The following is a 15,143-nucleotide window of genomic DNA, read 5'->3' as shown; positions in this document are numbered from 1 at the left end:
CAAGCACATGAGGCCCTATATGGTTCGGTTTTCTTCTGAGTCTCTGACTGTAATTCGCTTCCTAGTAATAACGATTGCGCTCTTGACGGCAAGAACAGTGCAAGCAGATCCGATTAATGCTGGAAGCTCCGGCAGCGTCATTGGGGACGACGTGCTTTACAGCATTGGTGGCGGCAGCGCGGTGTCGATGGGTCGAGCCGGCAATATGCAAAGCATTGGTGTCGGGGTCGGCTGGAACAGCAATTTGATGTGCGGAAACATGGACCTGTCGACGACATTGCAGAACCAACTGAGCGGTGCCACGGATGGCTTTCAGAACATCATGAGCAGCGTGATTCAGGGCGCGACAGGTGCCGTAGCTTCGTTGCCCGCGCTGATCATTCAGCGAGCAGACCCTGGGCTGTACAACCTGCTGACCAACGGGATCCTCCAAGCACGCGTCGACTTCGATCGCTCCAAGGCTAGCTGCGCAGCGATGGCAGCAAAGATGGCTGACATTGCGGGTAATCAGACCGGCTGGAACACCCTCGCCCAAGGTCAGGCCATGAAAGAGGCCGTTGCCCAGAACGGCGATGCGGTGGCAGCAACCAAGACGGCTGAAGCCTCCAAAGGTAACAGCGGCGTGCCCTGGGTTGGCGGCACCAAAGCGGGTGGCAAAAATCAGCAACCTATCAAGGTCATCAGCGAGGTCACAAAAGCGGGTTACAACCTGCTCAACGGCCGCGGCGCTACGGATGACTCGGCGATCAGTCAGAGCACCTGCAACAGCGGCATGACGTGTGGCACCTGGAAGTCTCCCGAAGAGGCCGCGCAGTTTGCCAATCGTGTACTCGGCGAGGTGCAACAGCAAACATGTGAAGACTGCACCAAGTCCACCACCACCGCAGGCGTCGGACTTACTCCGCTGATCCAGGTGGAGTACGACGTCAAGCTGCAGGCCCTGCAAGAGCTGATCACCGGCAGCAAAGAGACCACGCCGGAAAACCTGGCCGCTGCAAGTAGCAACTCCCTGCCCATCTCCCGGGGTGTTGTCACAGCGCTACGTGATGAACCGGATCAAGAGCTGCTGGCTCAACGTCTGGCGTCTGAGATCGCAGTGTCCAGCGTGTTGGAGAAAGCCTTGCTGCTGCAGCGCACCCTCCTCGCTGGCAACAAAGAGCCCAACGTCTCCGCCAACGACGTGGCCACTGGCGCTATCAACAGCGAAAGCCAGAACTTGAAGCTCGAAATCGACAACCTCAAGACCGAGCTGGAACTGCGAAGAACCCTGGCCAGCAATTCGCCGATGGCGATCATCGCGCGCCACAAAGAGCGCAAAGAGAACTCGCGCTCGATCTACCAAGGCGACACAGAGATGAACCGCCTGGACGACGCCCAACAACCTACCAGTCAGGACAACCTGTAGGAGCACGACATGGATTTCAAAAGCAACCGAGTATTCAGATTTAAGTACTGGCGCGTGATCGGCCTACTGATGATGCTCATCACCGTCGCCACACTCATCAACCTATACGGCATTTACATTCTGGGTAGTTTGGAAAATTGGCGAGCCTGGCGCGCTGAGTCCTACGAATACCTATTGGCGTGGCGACTCGCCGTGTACGCCCTGCTCGTCTGGGCATGGCTATCGGTGCGTCCACGCGTGCTGAATCCCGCACCTCAAATGAGACGACGAATCCGGCGCGCCGAATTCGCTGCCGCGATGACCTGCATCCTCTTCGAGATCACCCGTGCGAATGCCCACGGACTCTGGGGTGCAGCATGACGCTCTATACCAACGACTATCTGGAGTACTACCTGACACTGGTGGGCTGGCTGGTCGGTAACGGGATTTGGGAAGTGCTGATGGACTCCGGGGTCTACGCCCTGGCGTTTGCCGCAATCATCGTTCAGGAGTGGATCAAGGCGCGTGGCGAGGGTGCTGACGAAGGCAACAAAGGCGCGCTGTCGGTTATACGTATCGAAAACCGCGTGTGGGTGGCCACCGTTGTGATCATGTTCGCTGGCCTGCCACTCATTAACGTCGACCTAGCCACCCTGAAGTTTGACGAAAGCCGATCTCAGCAATGCCAATACCAGGTTGCGCAACCTCAGGACACTCGCTGGGGCAAGTCCTTCACTACGTTGAACGACCAGAGCGCAAAGATCCCGGCATGGTGGTTCTTTGTGCATGGGATTTCGAAAGCGATTACCAACGCGGCTGTCGCATCTATACCTTGTGGGTCAGATCTACGCCAGATGCGCATGGAGATCAGCACAACCCGAATCCACGATCCCCTGCTCGCTCAGGAAGTCGCCGACTTCACCAACGACTGTTACGCCTACTCCCGAGCCAAGCTGTTCATGAAGCGTCCGAAGCTCGATGACAAGCTCATGAACGACGTGAACTGGATAGGTTCAAGCTACTTCAGCAATCAACCAGGCTATTACGACAACTACTACTCCCGATCGCCGAGGCAGGAGTGGCCATGGGACCCGGTCCGGGATGCTGCCATGCCGAAGGTCAAGAACGGCGGCGGTTTCCCCATGTGCAATCAATGGTGGAGCGATGCAGACAAAGGTCTGAGAGACCGCTTGCTGAGCCAGGTGAACCCTACGCTGACGGAGCGATTCATCAGTTGGGCGAGCTTCATGTCGCCTCAAGAAGTGAGCGACGCGCTCATTCGCGAGATCGCATCGCCCAGAGCACAGCGTATGACTCAAGGGCAGGTCTACTCCGACTACGGCGGTCAGATTGGCGGCTCGATGTTCAACGATGCAAGTCGTGTTACGGGCGCAGTGGGATTGGGTGTTGGATCGATGGCCTACTTCCCAGCGATGGACGTGGTTCGACAGGCGTTGCCGATGGTGATGGCGTTTATGAAGATGACCCTGATCATCTGCATACCGCTTGTGATTACGTTTGGGACGTTCGATTTCAAGTCAGCCATGACCCTGTCCATCGTCCAGTTCTCGATGATCTTCGTGGACTTCTGGTTTCAGCTCGCACGATGGCTGGATACGACGATTCTGGATGCAATGTACGGCGGAGATTCGCCGCATGGGACGCTGAATCCGCTGTTGGGGATGAACAATACGCAGGCGGATATGTTGTTGAATTATGTGATGGCGGCGATGTTTATCGTGCTGCCAATGCTCTGGATGACAGCGCTCGGATATGCAGGAATTAGCACAGGCAAGGCGCTTGACGGCCTCGTTGGCGGCACAAAAGGAAGTCAAGCGGCTGGAGGGGAAGGCGCGAATATCGTCACATCTAAACTGAAAAAATAATCCCTAAAGGTAAGTGGCTCATGAGCCACTTACCTCAGTCATCCTCATCATTACCTGAATCAACTCTGTATCCGTTGATGTAGTACCCGAAACCGGAGTGGCCATAATCCCAGCCTTCATCAGGAGCCGTCCCTTTTGGAACCAAACCCAGCTCAGCCATACCCCGAAAAACCCACAGCCCAAAGAAAACTGCAGCAATCCAGAACGATACATACAGAGCGAGCGTAATCAGACCAAGCTTCAGAATACGAAGAGCCCAGCGGCACAGTCCGGGATGCATGCCCCAGCCGACACACCGAATAATCAGACGCCTCTCGATTACCGAGTACCGACGCAGTGCCGTCCCCATTAACTGACCTGCGCGGAACGCAAAGCCGGGTTTGGTAGTCATCCTGTCCATAGGCGCTCTCCTCTCCTAATACCGAAAATGCCTTTGGCTAGAGAAGAGCAAAAACAACATCAAATTGCGATCAGCCGTTTCTCTATATTGCGTAGGACACTTCCCCTAATAGGCTCGCGCCTCTAATCAAGGGCGACATACCACCTGACGAAACCAGCTATCTCGTGACCTGTTACGCAACCAAACATGGATCTCAGCGCTATCGCGAGATTGGGGCTCGGCATCAAATGCAATCAAACATGAACCGGCATCAACAACCTTACCCATCAGAATATGGCGTTTGATCAGCGCAACATCCCCGTCACCGGGTAATTCGTAACAGCCATCAAGAGTGGACACGAACCACTGTCGTTGAAATTGTGTAATTCCTAGTGGCTCCGCCGGGACCTGAGCTATTGTCCGAAGTATCTCACCCGAGACCGAAATCACCGAACCGCCGGCCGCTACCGCCAATAACTCACCTTTGGGTCCCTCCACACCGGCGATCAGGTTCACAAACGCATTGGCCTCCTCTGGCCACGGTCCTGACAAAAGTTGCCAGGTACCTTCGGCCCTGCGGCGCAAAATCAGGCCCGCATAACCAAGGGCATACACTGCATGGGCTGTCTCAACAATGCCATTGATCCCTCCCAATACATCTGATCGTTGGTCGTCATATTCGAGGATAGCGGTGCCATGGGAATCCCAACGGTAAAGACGACGATCGCAAGTGCCAATCAGCAAACTACCGTGGACCCAGGCTAAGCAACAAGCCAGTTCGATTTTCTCTGCATCCGGCGAAATGTAACGTAAACGTCGAGTGAACCAGTTACTCCTCAAACCAAGTTGCGGGTGAGACGTGATCGTCTGCCAGCCGTCTAAATGGCCCAGATCCGTATTGGTAATCAGGTCGTCTTCGCTGGTGATTGCCCAAATCTGACCGTCGCTATCGGTAACGATTGCCTGAATAGCATCAGGCACCCAAGTCTCCGGGCGGAAATCAAATCTTTCTCCGTTCAACTCACCGCTGATAATCCAGGAAGATGTATGCCCCTCACCATCCTGTACGTGGACGGCAAACCACGGCTGATCACCTGCGACAGTCAAATCTGCTAACTGGTAACGTCTATTAGCGACAGCATTCGCGGGTTCAGTAATATCCAGGCTCATGTCACAGGCACCTGCTGTTGATTGACCGTAGGCGGAATGTCGTGGAACAGTGGTAGCTCTCGATCCATTGTCCAGCCAGCACTGGTATAAAATTCACGTGCCTCAATCAACAGGGCTACGGCCACAGCTCGACCGACATCTTTGCGCTCCGCCCATGTCATGAATCCTGCCTGTGCCAACGCAAAGCCTTTGACATTGAAGTTCTTGAACTCGCTTCCGTTGGCCAAGCCGCTGTCCCTCACCGCAACATCGACACCTAGATCAGCCATGGTGTAGACCTGCGTCATCCATTTGAAAACATGTTCGAGGTATTCGCCCGTCGTTGGGTTCTTGGCAGGACTTTGCAGATCACCACGCAGCAGCTTACGGGTTTTCCTCTGCTCATCAGTTACGAACTTGTGCTGCGAACCTTTGTTCTGTGAGTCCTGCATAAACGTCGCGAAACTGTGATTCAGACTGAAGGATTGGCCTCTAAGCAGCGAGCCACGAAGCACCTTGTCAGGAATCAAGTGATCTGCGTCGTATCCACGATAAATACTCAATAAGTGCGCGCGTTCAGTGGACTTGGTATTGGAGAGGGTCTCGTAACCACCTGCCAAGGTCGGCATACGCAGCAGCTCACGAATCGCATGTTTGCTGGTAGGGTCTAGTGTGTCGTTACGCCAGTCCAGCTGATTGATTTCATTGGCCACCCTGATCACTGACTCAATCTCATCGCGGAGCACATCTTCTTGCAGCGGATAGGCAGCCTCAATAACACTTGGACGAAGATCTGCCGCCGAATAGCCGGGAATGGATAGAACTCTCGAAATGGCCGCTCTCGCCTCACGCTCACTTAATTTGTGGCCATCAGTTCGCGGGTAGGTAACACCACCCACGTGAAATGAGTCGACGAACGTCGTCTGATGGAGCTGATGCGCGGCGGCGAAAGCGGCTTGAGCGCCTTGATCACTCGGATTACTCAGCGCAGCTTCGTAAGCCTGGCGCATCAGAGACATTGCTTGAAACGCGCTACTCATCTGTACTCTCCCCTTGCACCAAGGCAGATTCGTACCCACATAGAAGATCTTCAATGTGCTTACCGTAAGTCGACGGTCTGCCATGCCCACGAGCATGCATCCAGGCCAATAACTGATCGACTGTCGGCTCAAGCAGAGAATGGGTTCGTGTGGCATTGTCCTGAGCCACGACTTGTAATACCGGAGGTGCCTGCGCACCAAGTAAAGCTTCTACTCCAGATTGAGCCCAAGAGGACGTGTATCTACCACCCCCCTCAGGATCAATGCCAAACCATCCGGCGTATGCACCCTGCGTGCCCGTGATAACTTCAACACCAACCTCAATAGGGCGCACCACCCCCCACGTCAGCGGGTAAATCCGGCGTACGGTGTGCATCTCGCCGTCACGCAAGGAAGAGGCGAGCATCAGCTTCGACATCATTGCGTAAAGCTGCCGCTGCCGGGGTGAGAAACCAGCCATCTTTTCACTATCAGCTTCGATGGCCAAATCTAGAGGGACCAAAGCTCCGTGCGCCCCGGAGCGTCCCCCACCCAAATCTTCAGGTGTATCCCCCGCCTCGACAGACTCGCTTTTCTCTGCTGGTAAAATATCGACACTGGACGTCTTCCAAGAGCTCAAGTCCACAGATGGTTGACCGGCGAACAACATTATCTCGAAGCCTTGTGCATCAACCGTTGCTGAGTAGGGGCCAACGATTGGAGTCGAGCATTCCTGTGCGGGACGGCAATCGTCAAACCTCGCGGCCCAAGTGCGAAGGAACTCAACGTAGTCCTGCTCACAGGCATCAGCATGCCAAGACAAGCGGGTTAGCGCCTCATCGAACGCGATCAATAATTCATTGGCACTGATTTGCTCTAGCCAGGAGCTCCCTAAAAGCTTGTTTGCAAGGTTCCGGCCGGCCTCTGTCAGGCATAGGCGTCCTTGGTCATCCAGAGTTGCCCAAGCGCCATTACGAGGAAGCGGTTTAGATTCATCAGTATCTGCGCGTAACTCATACAGCCTCTGCAGTGCTGTCATAGTCTCGGAGGGTAGCCAACCAAAGCGCCGAAATGCCTCCTGCAATACCTGGTTCGTACCGAGTTGCTCCATGGGTGGCAGCAGTTCAGTGTTGTGCTCGATAAGACATGGCGTAGTTGAAACGACAGCATCCTTCAGTGCCGCAGACACAAGTGATGCATTTTCTTCGACGTCCGTCCCCCACCTGCGCCACCCCTCTGTCCCACGAAGTACCATCAGACGCGCGGGCACCGCCGTGTCATTGACCAACAGCGTGATTGCGATGCCGAATCTTTTACCCGGCCTTTCCTTAGAGTCGCCATGTGCCGCTAAGGCTCTCAATAGCGGGCCCTTTACCCGGCCCCCGCCGGGAATTCCGTGGCGCAGGTAAACTGAGCCGATCAGGTTATCCAAGACCCGCAGAGCGATGGCACCGTACGCCAAGCCCATATTTAGCGCGCGACACATACTCGCAGCACGCTCTTCCGGGGTAGCCCCCTCTACAACTACCAGCTTGCCTTCCTCAAAGGCCTGCTTCATATCCGGTTCAGTCAGCGAGTGAAAGCGCACGCGGCGCACCTGCCTCACATGGACAAACCAAGGAGCATCTTTTAGGACTTGGATCATGTGCCAGGCGATTGCTTCACCTTGAGCATCGTCGTCTGTGCCGAGGACTAGTTCCTTGCATTGCAGCAAGCGGCTGCCGGCATTACGCAACGCGGTTGTGAGGTCGCCACCCTCCCGCTGGCTCATTTGCCAACGGGGGTGGAGTCCATCCTGCCATCGAATAGCACCTGGACCTGGTAGGTCGCGGATATGGCCGCCGCAACCGAATACCTGTGTTCCAGCAGGCACAAGATTCTGGATAATTTTGGCTTTATGAACAGACTCCACGACCATTAGAGTGTGGGGCCCCAGCTTGCAAGCTGGTGTTCGAGGGGCGCCAGTCATCCTCTCATGTTCCGGCTCGCGGACACCGGCAAGGCATCTGCCTACAACGGCGGAAGGCAGATCGTTGGCCGGATCCATCGCCTGCTGGGAAAAGAAGAGATCAGAATGACCAAACAGTATGAAGCTCTTCTGAGCACGGCTGATCGCTACGTTGAGCAAGCGACCATCGTCCCGGTCGATAAACACCCGTTCGCGATGGTTGGTGTCAGTTCTGCAGTTAGCACGGCTTTCCCTGTTAACGGAGCTGAAGAGCACCACCGGCTTTTCAGCACCTTGCAACGTATGGACAGTGCCAATGGTTAGACGCCCGCTCAAGTTGTCGTCATTGGCATCCAACTCCTCGCGGATACAGTTTCTGATGGCTTCAACTTGCCCCCGAAACGGCGTCACAATCGCGACAATTTTCTCCAACGCGATCGGCTGATCAGGATTGCCCTCGACCCGTGCCGCCCATCTGGCCAATGGTGGCCCATTTTGTTTTAGCCAATCTACGATCGCCCTCGCCTCTCCGGGATTAGACCAGGAGTCACCTTTACTGGGTTCGTCATTCGGTCCCCCAGTCTGATAGAACCCAAGCGGCGGCAACGGATAAGAGGCTTTCATGCGCTTACGCAACTCCTCCTCCGGCTTGCCATCAAGGAGTGGCAGATCTGCATCCGCAAACAGACCTGGTTGCGGATCGGGGATTTTTGGCACCAACTCTCGCTCGAGCAATCGCCCATCAGAATCACGATCATGGTCGTGATACAACAGATCGATGCAAACATTGATGATCGACTCAGTGCACCGGTAGTGCTCTCGTAACAACAATCCGTCCCGCAGCCGTCCATCAGGCATCGATTCGGCAAAAGAGGCTCCGGTAGCCGCCAATTTCATGATTGAGCCGGTTGCAGAGTCAGCCCCGCGTTGCCGCAGATCGAGCAAACGGTCCGAATCAGGCCAGCGATCTCGTACTTGTCGAGCATCCACCTCCGGCGTGACCGAGGAGACAGGAGAAAGCTGCTTCATATCGCCAACGATCACTGCTCTTCTGGCGAGGCTTAAAACTGGCACGCCTAACTCCGGAGCCGCCTGGCCGGCCTCGTCGATAATCAACATATCAAGAAAATCAAAAAGCGGTTCCCCCGCTTGGGTCAACAAACGCGGTGCGCTGTGCAGCGTGGCCACTATGCATGGGAATAGCATGGCCGAACGTCTCAGCGCAGCTCTTCGGTTAGCAGGCTCTGGGGATGCCACAACGTCGGCGAGCCAGCGGGTCTCCCAATATCTGGCTGCCAACTGAAATATGATCGGTCTCCAAACAACATCAAGTAACTTCTGATACTGCATCTGAACATGTTCAGGGCTGGAGGCAGCACGCAGTTCAGTAAGGATGTCTTCTACCCAATGGGAGGACCACGCCTCGCTCGGAAAGCTGGAAGTCAGCTCAGTCAGATCCGTCAAAGGTTCGACATCACTCTGCCGATCAATCGCGCAACGCAGGCCACTATGCAAAACCTCAGCGAGTGCGTCCAAATAACCGTGAAATTCATCCCTGGAAGGCAACGCATCTTTCGACGCGGCCTTCTGAGCTAGACGGATCTTGCGCGTTATGTCACTGACCAAGAGCTTTTGCTCGACGCTGAAGAGCGAGTCAAATAAAGGCCTCAGTTTAGTAAACGCGTCTTCGAAGTGCCCCGCCAGCGCGTAGGCCGCCGCTGCAAAGTCTTTATATGGTAAATGCAGGCTTGAGGAACCAATACCGAAGGTATGCAAGCGGCTCTTCCTGATTTCCAGCGTGGTGAATTTCTTGCGATGCGACCTACTTTTAGCCTTCGAAGGTGCACTTGCGGTAAACCCCAGTAGGTTCTTCCCGACTGGATTCAACCAACGTCGGGCCAATGGGTGTTTGTTACCAGCAGCGCCGTCGAATGTACCCATAACGTTCTCAACGCTCTGATTGGTAGCGCCACATACAAACGTCACAGGACAATGCTGGGCGCTATCGTAAGCAGCTAAGACCCACTGGTTCGCAATCATCGCCCGCAACATCGCGGTTTTTCCGGTCCCTGGCGGCCCACTCACTGCGAGAACCCCGGTCCCGCTCGCCAGTTGTCCGTAGGTGTGCAGGGCCCTTCGCTGTGAGTCATTCAGAGGGTCAGCGGAACGTTTTTCATCAGGCTTCTGAATGTTGGCAGCTTTGTCGACCATCGCCACGTGCCGGGCAATTACTGACGCGGGACTCGGGCACCCCACCTGAATGGCTGAACGGTGGCGACCAGGCAGTATTAGTTGTCCGAGTGCACCAATAGAGGTGGCCTGCGGCATCGCCTTGTAAACGCCTTCTAACGCCCGGGTCGCATAACTAGGTTGTCTTGGTACCGCAATCCACTGCCCGGATATAGTGGCTAGACCTGTCTCTGCCCCATCGGCTTGAATCCGCTTGAAAAGAGCAAAACAAGCATCGACATATGTCCGCAAATCCGTGCTGTGCCGCAGGGTGTCGATAAATGATTTCAGCTCCTCGCGGTAGCTGTCGTAGTGTCCGATTGGTGGAGGCAAGTCGTTGAAAGCGATAAGAGGCTGCGGCTCAAGCCATTGCCTGACGACCCTCGGGCGACAATCGTTCAAATCACGAGGAAGGCATACTTGGTTGGCGTCGTTAAGGTCAAAGGGGAACCAGAACGCTATGTTCAGTTTGGTCACTTTGGGACGTGAGCTCTTCTTACCCTTCACCGGCTTATCAACCGGATCAGGCCAAGTGACCTGAATTTCGTCAGCTGATGTAGCGTGGTGGAACACCAGCGCCATAGGAATACGCGTGTCTACCTCACCAGAGTCATCCGCGCTTTCTGGGTCCTCCTCCAAGGCCTGTAACGCCTCGGCTTCTTGCTTTCGCCGATCCTCTGCGGCCCGCGCAGTGATCACCGCCAACGCTTTTGTCGGGCGCGTCCCGTAACCTAAGTCGAAATTCTGCCACGCCAGTCGGGCATGATTCTTAAGCGGAATGCGTACATCGGTTGACTGCAGCCCGAGAAGATCATCCTCCGTTAACGCCTTATGCCAGTAACCGAGTATGTCGGACGGTAAACTGGCTACAGCCTCCCTGTAGGGCGCGCGCTCGCTCGATTCCTGCACATCCTCTTTGAAGTCCTGCTTCGCGACCGCCTCGGATCGAAACCACTCTCTAAACTCCTTCAATCTCCTGAACATCCCTTGCTCCCTGCGAACTGGCGCGCCTGAGAACATCAGACACCCTAAATTGTCGATGATGTCGTATCGCCTTTAATCGTGCAATTAACGACATTGAGTGGCCCAGAGGAATACGAGGATCACAACGCCATAAGGCCGGTTTCCTTAATATCCAAAACCAGTTTCCCCATTGATCCCCTCCCACCCAAAAGGCCATAACCCCACCAGCCAAAAGGAATGGCAAAGCAAGGGAATGGAAGCCAAGGGTAAGAGCCTTACCCGCAAAGGGCTGGGTTTGAGGTGAAGAGCAAAAGGCTCTTCCGAGGCTGTCGCCGAGGGTGGTATGGGTTGGACACTGAAATGGAGAAAAACAAAAGGCTCGCCTGTTCCGGAGCCTGCTGCAGATCTGGCGATCGGCTGCCTTCGTGCAGAGTCAGCCAAGGCGTTGATGGCCACACCTCGCCGAACGAAGCTCATCGAGCATATCTGGCAACGCACTTCCCTCTCCCGTCAGCAATTTGATCGTTTGTACCTTGAGCCCCTGCATCGCTTTGCCGAGCTGGTACAGCATCTCCCTGCGTCCAGGAATCACCACCATGCGTATCACGGTGGGATGCTCGATCACGGGCTGGAGATTGTCGCCTACGCATTGAAGATGCGGCAGTCGTATCTGCTTCCCCTCGGTACCAATCCGGAAACTCAGGCCGCGCAGACTGAAGCGTGGACTGCAGGCATTGCCTATGCTGCCCTGCTCCACGACATCGGCAAGGTTGCCGTGGACGTTGAAGTCAGTCTTGCATCAGGCAAGCGCTGGCACCCGTGGCATGGGGCGATCAAGGGCGATTACCGTTTTCGCTTCGTCGAAGACAGGGATTACAAGCTACATGCTGCGGCAGCCGGGTTGATTTATAACCAGGTGCTGAGCGCAAGGATCATGGACTGGCTCAGTGGTTTTCCAGAGCTGTGGTCGGCGCTTGTTTATGTGCTCGCTGGTCAATACGAGCACGCGGGTATTTTGGGTGAGTTGGTCATCCAGGCAGATCGAGCATCAGTTGCTCAAGAGTTGGGTGGCAACCCTATCCGTGCGGTGGATGCGCCTAAGCAGTCGTTGCAGCGGCAACTGGTCGATGGACTGCGGCATCTGGTGAACGATCAACTCAAGCTGAACCAGCCCGAAGCCTCAGATGGATGGCTGACGCAGGATGGTCTGTGGTTGGTGAGCAAGACTGTTGCCGACAAGCTCAGGGCCTATTTACTGGCTCAGGGTATCGAGGGCATTCCCAGTTCGAACTCTACGTTTTTCAACATCCTTCAGGACCACGGGATCATCCAGCCGAATGCCGAAGGCAAGGCGATCTGGAAAGCCTATGTTGACAGCGGTCACTGGCAGATGACGCTGACCTTTCTGAAGCTGTCGCCGGCACTGATCTGGTCTGGGGATGAGCGCCCCGCGACCTTCGTGGGCACCGTTACTGAGCACGCATCGGCTACTGACAAGAATAACGAAGAGCCTGTCATTAATGACCAGCCGGCATTGGTTGATTCCCAAGCTATAACGTTGAACCCATCCCCGGCTCCTCTGGCAGTACCTGATCCCGGCGACGCCGTGGACGACCTTCTTACGCTTTTAGGTATGCAGGAAACTTCCGAGCAGACTGTAAGAACACTTCCGAAGGAAGAAAATATAATTCACCACCCGCCTACAACAACATCCGAACATGACGTACGAATCGTCTCTCTCGACACTAACCCACTACACATTTCGAATAACAGGAATAAACTCGGCGACGAATTCATTAGATGGGTTAGACAAGGAGTCATCGAACACAGAATCATCATCAACGATGCGAAAGCAAAAATACACTCAGTAGCTGATACAGCTTTCATAGTGACGCCAGAAATATTCCAGCGTTATGCTCAAGAACACCCAGAACTTATGCAGCTCGCCAAGGCAGAGTCGCTTAGCGACTGGCGATTAGTGCAGCGTGCCTTTGAAAAACTGGGCATACACAAAAAACGCGATGACGGTTTGAACATATGGACATGCGAGGTCAAAGGCCCCAGAAAAACCCGCAGTGTCAAAGGCTACCTGCTACAGGACTACTCGGTGATATTCACCGAAAAGCCCTACAACAATCCTTACTTAACGATCATCAATCCATAAAGAAGATAACAATGTATTCGATATCTGATCTTTTAACAGCCTACCTTGACGATAAAGACCTTAAGCCCAGCAGCAAACAATCCTACGGCGTAGCTTGCCGGGCTCTGATCCGTTACATCGGCGATTGCATCGTGGAGGAGATCGACAGGAAGACCATCAACAAGTGGCGTGAGCAGGTCCTGCGGGTCACGATAAAAGAGGTTAGCTGGAACACCTACATCCGCCACCTGCGCAGCATGTACCAGTTTGCGATAGATTTTGGCCTCATCGGGCTGACCAAGAACCCCTTCGACAACTGCAGTGTGAAATGCCCGAAACGTCCCAAAAAAACCGTTGATTCAGAAGTCATTGATCGAGGTCAGAGATACCTGGCTAGCGCGGAGCGCGAAGAGGCTACCCCATTCCATCGAAGCTACTTTTATCCAGCCTGGTTCTGGTCAACCGTTTTCGACACCCTGCTTTACACGGGCATACGCGCGGGCGAGCTGTTAAGCATAAAAAGAGAAGATATCGATCTACCAAAAGGTATCATCCTGATATCAGCTGACACATCAAAGGGATTTAGTGAACGACGGATACCCATCCATGAATCCCTGCTGCCATCATTATGGCAACTTGCACACGAAGCCACGCAGAAGAAAGTGGCGAAAGGCGAGCAACTGTTTAACATTAATAAGTTCTCAGTAAGACACTGTCGACTTACAATGAACATGAATCAACTCGAAGCTTTTTATAAACGAATGTCTGACCGATTAAACGTAAAGGTAAGTCCTCATAGATTCCGGCACACACTCGCATCTAGTCTAATGAAAGAGCCTGATAGGGACATCCACACCGTTAAAGATTTGATGGGCCACAAAAATCTTTCAACAACCTTGGGGTACATTGAAGTCGGCATGGATCAGATGCGCAGCCTGGTGAACGGATTCAGATGCCCCTGCTGAACGATTCAATCGACGCACATTTGACATCACGTAAATAAAGCTCTACTTTTCGGCTTGTGACGGCGACTACGTCTCACAACTGAAAAAGATGCAGAAGTGGTATTGACTTCAAACGCTGATGTTCCGATTACCAGCGGTTGACCAGGACACGACCTGGACTTGAGACAAATCTCGAATTTCCCATGGGATGACTGTTAATCACTGGGTCCCTGGTTCGAGTCCAGGTCGTGGAGCCATATGGATACAAGCGATTGGGCGGTTTTTGTAAGGTTTCTTAGTTAAAATGGCTTCGGTCATTGAGAGCTGAAACCTGGCATAACCGCCCTTTTTCTTGCCCGCAGAACTCTGAACAGCATTAACGATTCAGAGGCGAGCACAACGAAAATCTTTACCCCCTTCCAACCAAAGCTGACCTGGCAAGACCACGGCAGACGCAAATCCGGGCGCGCTCTTCGTTGACGCTGACATACCCACTCCTCCTTGCTGAAACGGCCTTTACATGAATGCAGCCCGATGCAATTCAAAGGTAGGCCTGTTTAAAGCATGTATTTTTTGATTCAACCTTTGACGGCCTGGGTGGACCAATTCTGCTGACGCTAATTCTGCGGATATTGGAAGGCTTGGAAACCCGAATAGAGGGCGTTAACCTGACGATCCTGTGGATTCAATCCTGAGCGGTCAAAATCTCCTGATTTCTTGCCGCGCTCAAACCTGTGCCTGATGCGACGATGAATAAGTTTTCTCTAATTAGTTGTGCGCTTCTGCTTACTGGCTGCGTTGGTCACTACCAGCAACCGGCGCTGACAGCGCCTCACGCCACCCTTGATGCCAAGTGGGGCAACAACAACCTGATGTCCGGTGGCTTCCAGGCATACTGGGCTTATCACGACGCCCATTGCCTGGACACAAAAGATACCGGCGTGCTGGGCCGTGTTTCACAGTCAGAGAGCGAAAAGAATCAATTTTTGGTAGAGCCTGACAGGCGCATCTACCTCACCGCTCTTAGTACCGGAACCAAGCAGCGCTAGACCACCGACCCGTCGGCGATTCAAAGGAGTTGCATGAACATCAGTAGCTT

The 15,143-nt window shown here is 54.1% G+C and carries 10 protein-coding genes; 6 read left to right on the top strand and 4 right to left on the bottom strand.

From position 1 onward, the window contains the following. The first annotated feature begins 7 nt into the window (after positions 1-7). Genes CKW31_RS26590 through CKW31_RS26580 form a run of 3 tightly spaced genes read left to right on the top strand, consistent with a single transcriptional unit; the run spans position 8 to position 3,270 of the window. Positions 8-1,405, top strand: coding sequence for an integrating conjugative element protein (locus CKW31_RS26590; protein WP_371856817.1), 1,398 nt, complete (start codon positions 8-10; stop codon positions 1,403-1,405). A 9-nt stretch (positions 1,406-1,414) separates the two neighbouring features. Beyond that, positions 1,415-1,765, top strand: a complete 351-nt coding sequence (locus CKW31_RS26585) for a hypothetical protein (RefSeq protein ID WP_095101669.1) — start codon at positions 1,415-1,417, stop codon at positions 1,763-1,765. Beyond that, on the top strand, positions 1,762-3,270 hold the full coding sequence (locus tag CKW31_RS26580; RefSeq protein WP_095101667.1) for a conjugal transfer protein TraG N-terminal domain-containing protein: 1,509 nt from the start codon (positions 1,762-1,764) through the stop codon (positions 3,268-3,270). The genes CKW31_RS26585 and CKW31_RS26580 overlap by 4 nt, the downstream gene beginning before the upstream one ends. Positions 3,271-3,304: 34 nt before the next feature. Here the strand turns inward: CKW31_RS26580 and CKW31_RS26575 are convergent, their stop codons facing one another. From CKW31_RS26575 to CKW31_RS26560, 4 genes are all read right to left on the bottom strand, one after another. Next, complete coding sequence (locus CKW31_RS26575; protein WP_095101665.1) at positions 3,305-3,670, bottom strand: DUF3742 family protein; 366 nt, start codon at positions 3,668-3,670, stop codon at positions 3,305-3,307. Positions 3,671-3,796: 126 nt separating this feature from the next. Further along, the gene (locus CKW31_RS26570) at positions 3,797-4,819 is read right to left on the bottom strand and encodes a hypothetical protein (protein ID WP_095101663.1); all 1,023 of its coding nucleotides are present in this window, start codon (positions 4,817-4,819) and stop codon (positions 3,797-3,799) included. Continuing rightward, positions 4,816-5,838: a hypothetical protein gene (locus tag CKW31_RS26565; RefSeq protein WP_095101661.1), complete on the bottom strand. Its 1,023-nt coding sequence runs from the start codon at positions 5,836-5,838 to the stop codon at positions 4,816-4,818. Before CKW31_RS26565 ends, CKW31_RS26570 begins: the two co-directional genes overlap by 4 nt. Continuing rightward, on the bottom strand, positions 5,831-10,978 hold the full coding sequence (locus CKW31_RS26560) for an AAA domain-containing protein (protein ID WP_141230194.1): 5,148 nt from the start codon (positions 10,976-10,978) through the stop codon (positions 5,831-5,833). The genes CKW31_RS26565 and CKW31_RS26560 overlap by 8 nt, the downstream gene beginning before the upstream one ends. Positions 10,979-11,300: 322 nt before the next feature. Between CKW31_RS26560 and mobH the strand changes: the two genes are divergently transcribed. The 3 genes from mobH (at position 11,301) to CKW31_RS30165 (ending at position 15,093) form a co-directional block, all read left to right on the top strand. After that, positions 11,301-13,121 carry a MobH family relaxase gene (gene mobH / locus CKW31_RS26555; RefSeq protein WP_095101656.1) on the top strand — a complete coding sequence of 607 codons (1,821 nt, stop codon included), beginning with the start codon at positions 11,301-11,303 and terminating at the stop codon, positions 13,119-13,121. Between the two features lie 11 nt (positions 13,122-13,132). Further along, on the top strand, positions 13,133-14,065 hold the full coding sequence (locus tag CKW31_RS26550; protein WP_095101655.1) for a site-specific integrase: 933 nt from the start codon (positions 13,133-13,135) through the stop codon (positions 14,063-14,065). 728 nt (positions 14,066-14,793) lie between these two features. After that, on the top strand, positions 14,794-15,093 hold the full coding sequence (locus CKW31_RS30165) for a hypothetical protein (RefSeq protein ID WP_256582738.1): 300 nt from the start codon (positions 14,794-14,796) through the stop codon (positions 15,091-15,093). Positions 15,094-15,143 lie beyond the last annotated feature (50 nt).

It is taken from the genome of Pseudomonas sp. Irchel 3A5 (genome assembly GCF_900187575.1).
Classification (GTDB): Bacteria; Pseudomonadota; Gammaproteobacteria; order Pseudomonadales; family Pseudomonadaceae; genus Aquipseudomonas; species Aquipseudomonas folii.
Note: the sequence above shows the minus strand (reverse complement) of the source record. Positions and strands in the feature narration are given on the sequence as shown.

Bases quoted from the DNA above. Each gene is read 5' to 3' on its own strand.
- CKW31_RS26550 (WP_095101655.1), top strand. From the start codon at position 13,133: ATGTATTCGATATCTGATCTTTTAACAGCCTACCTTGACGATAAAGAC.
- CKW31_RS30165 (WP_256582738.1), top strand. From the start codon at position 14,794: ATGAATAAGTTTTCTCTAATTAGTTGTGCGCTTCTGCTTACTGGCTGC.
- CKW31_RS26570 (WP_095101663.1), bottom strand. From the start codon at position 4,819: ATGAGCCTGGATATTACTGAACCCGCGAATGCTGTCGCTAATAGACGT.
- CKW31_RS26560 (WP_141230194.1), bottom strand. From the start codon at position 10,978: ATGTTCAGGAGATTGAAGGAGTTTAGAGAGTGGTTTCGATCCGAGGCG.
- mobH (WP_095101656.1), top strand. From the start codon at position 11,301: ATGGGTTGGACACTGAAATGGAGAAAAACAAAAGGCTCGCCTGTTCCG.
- CKW31_RS26580 (WP_095101667.1), top strand. From the start codon at position 1,762: ATGACGCTCTATACCAACGACTATCTGGAGTACTACCTGACACTGGTG.
- CKW31_RS26590 (WP_371856817.1), top strand. From the start codon at position 8: ATGAGGCCCTATATGGTTCGGTTTTCTTCTGAGTCTCTGACTGTAATT.
- CKW31_RS26565 (WP_095101661.1), bottom strand. From the start codon at position 5,838: ATGAGTAGCGCGTTTCAAGCAATGTCTCTGATGCGCCAGGCTTACGAA.
- CKW31_RS26575 (WP_095101665.1), bottom strand. From the start codon at position 3,670: ATGGACAGGATGACTACCAAACCCGGCTTTGCGTTCCGCGCAGGTCAG.
- CKW31_RS26585 (WP_095101669.1), top strand. From the start codon at position 1,415: ATGGATTTCAAAAGCAACCGAGTATTCAGATTTAAGTACTGGCGCGTG.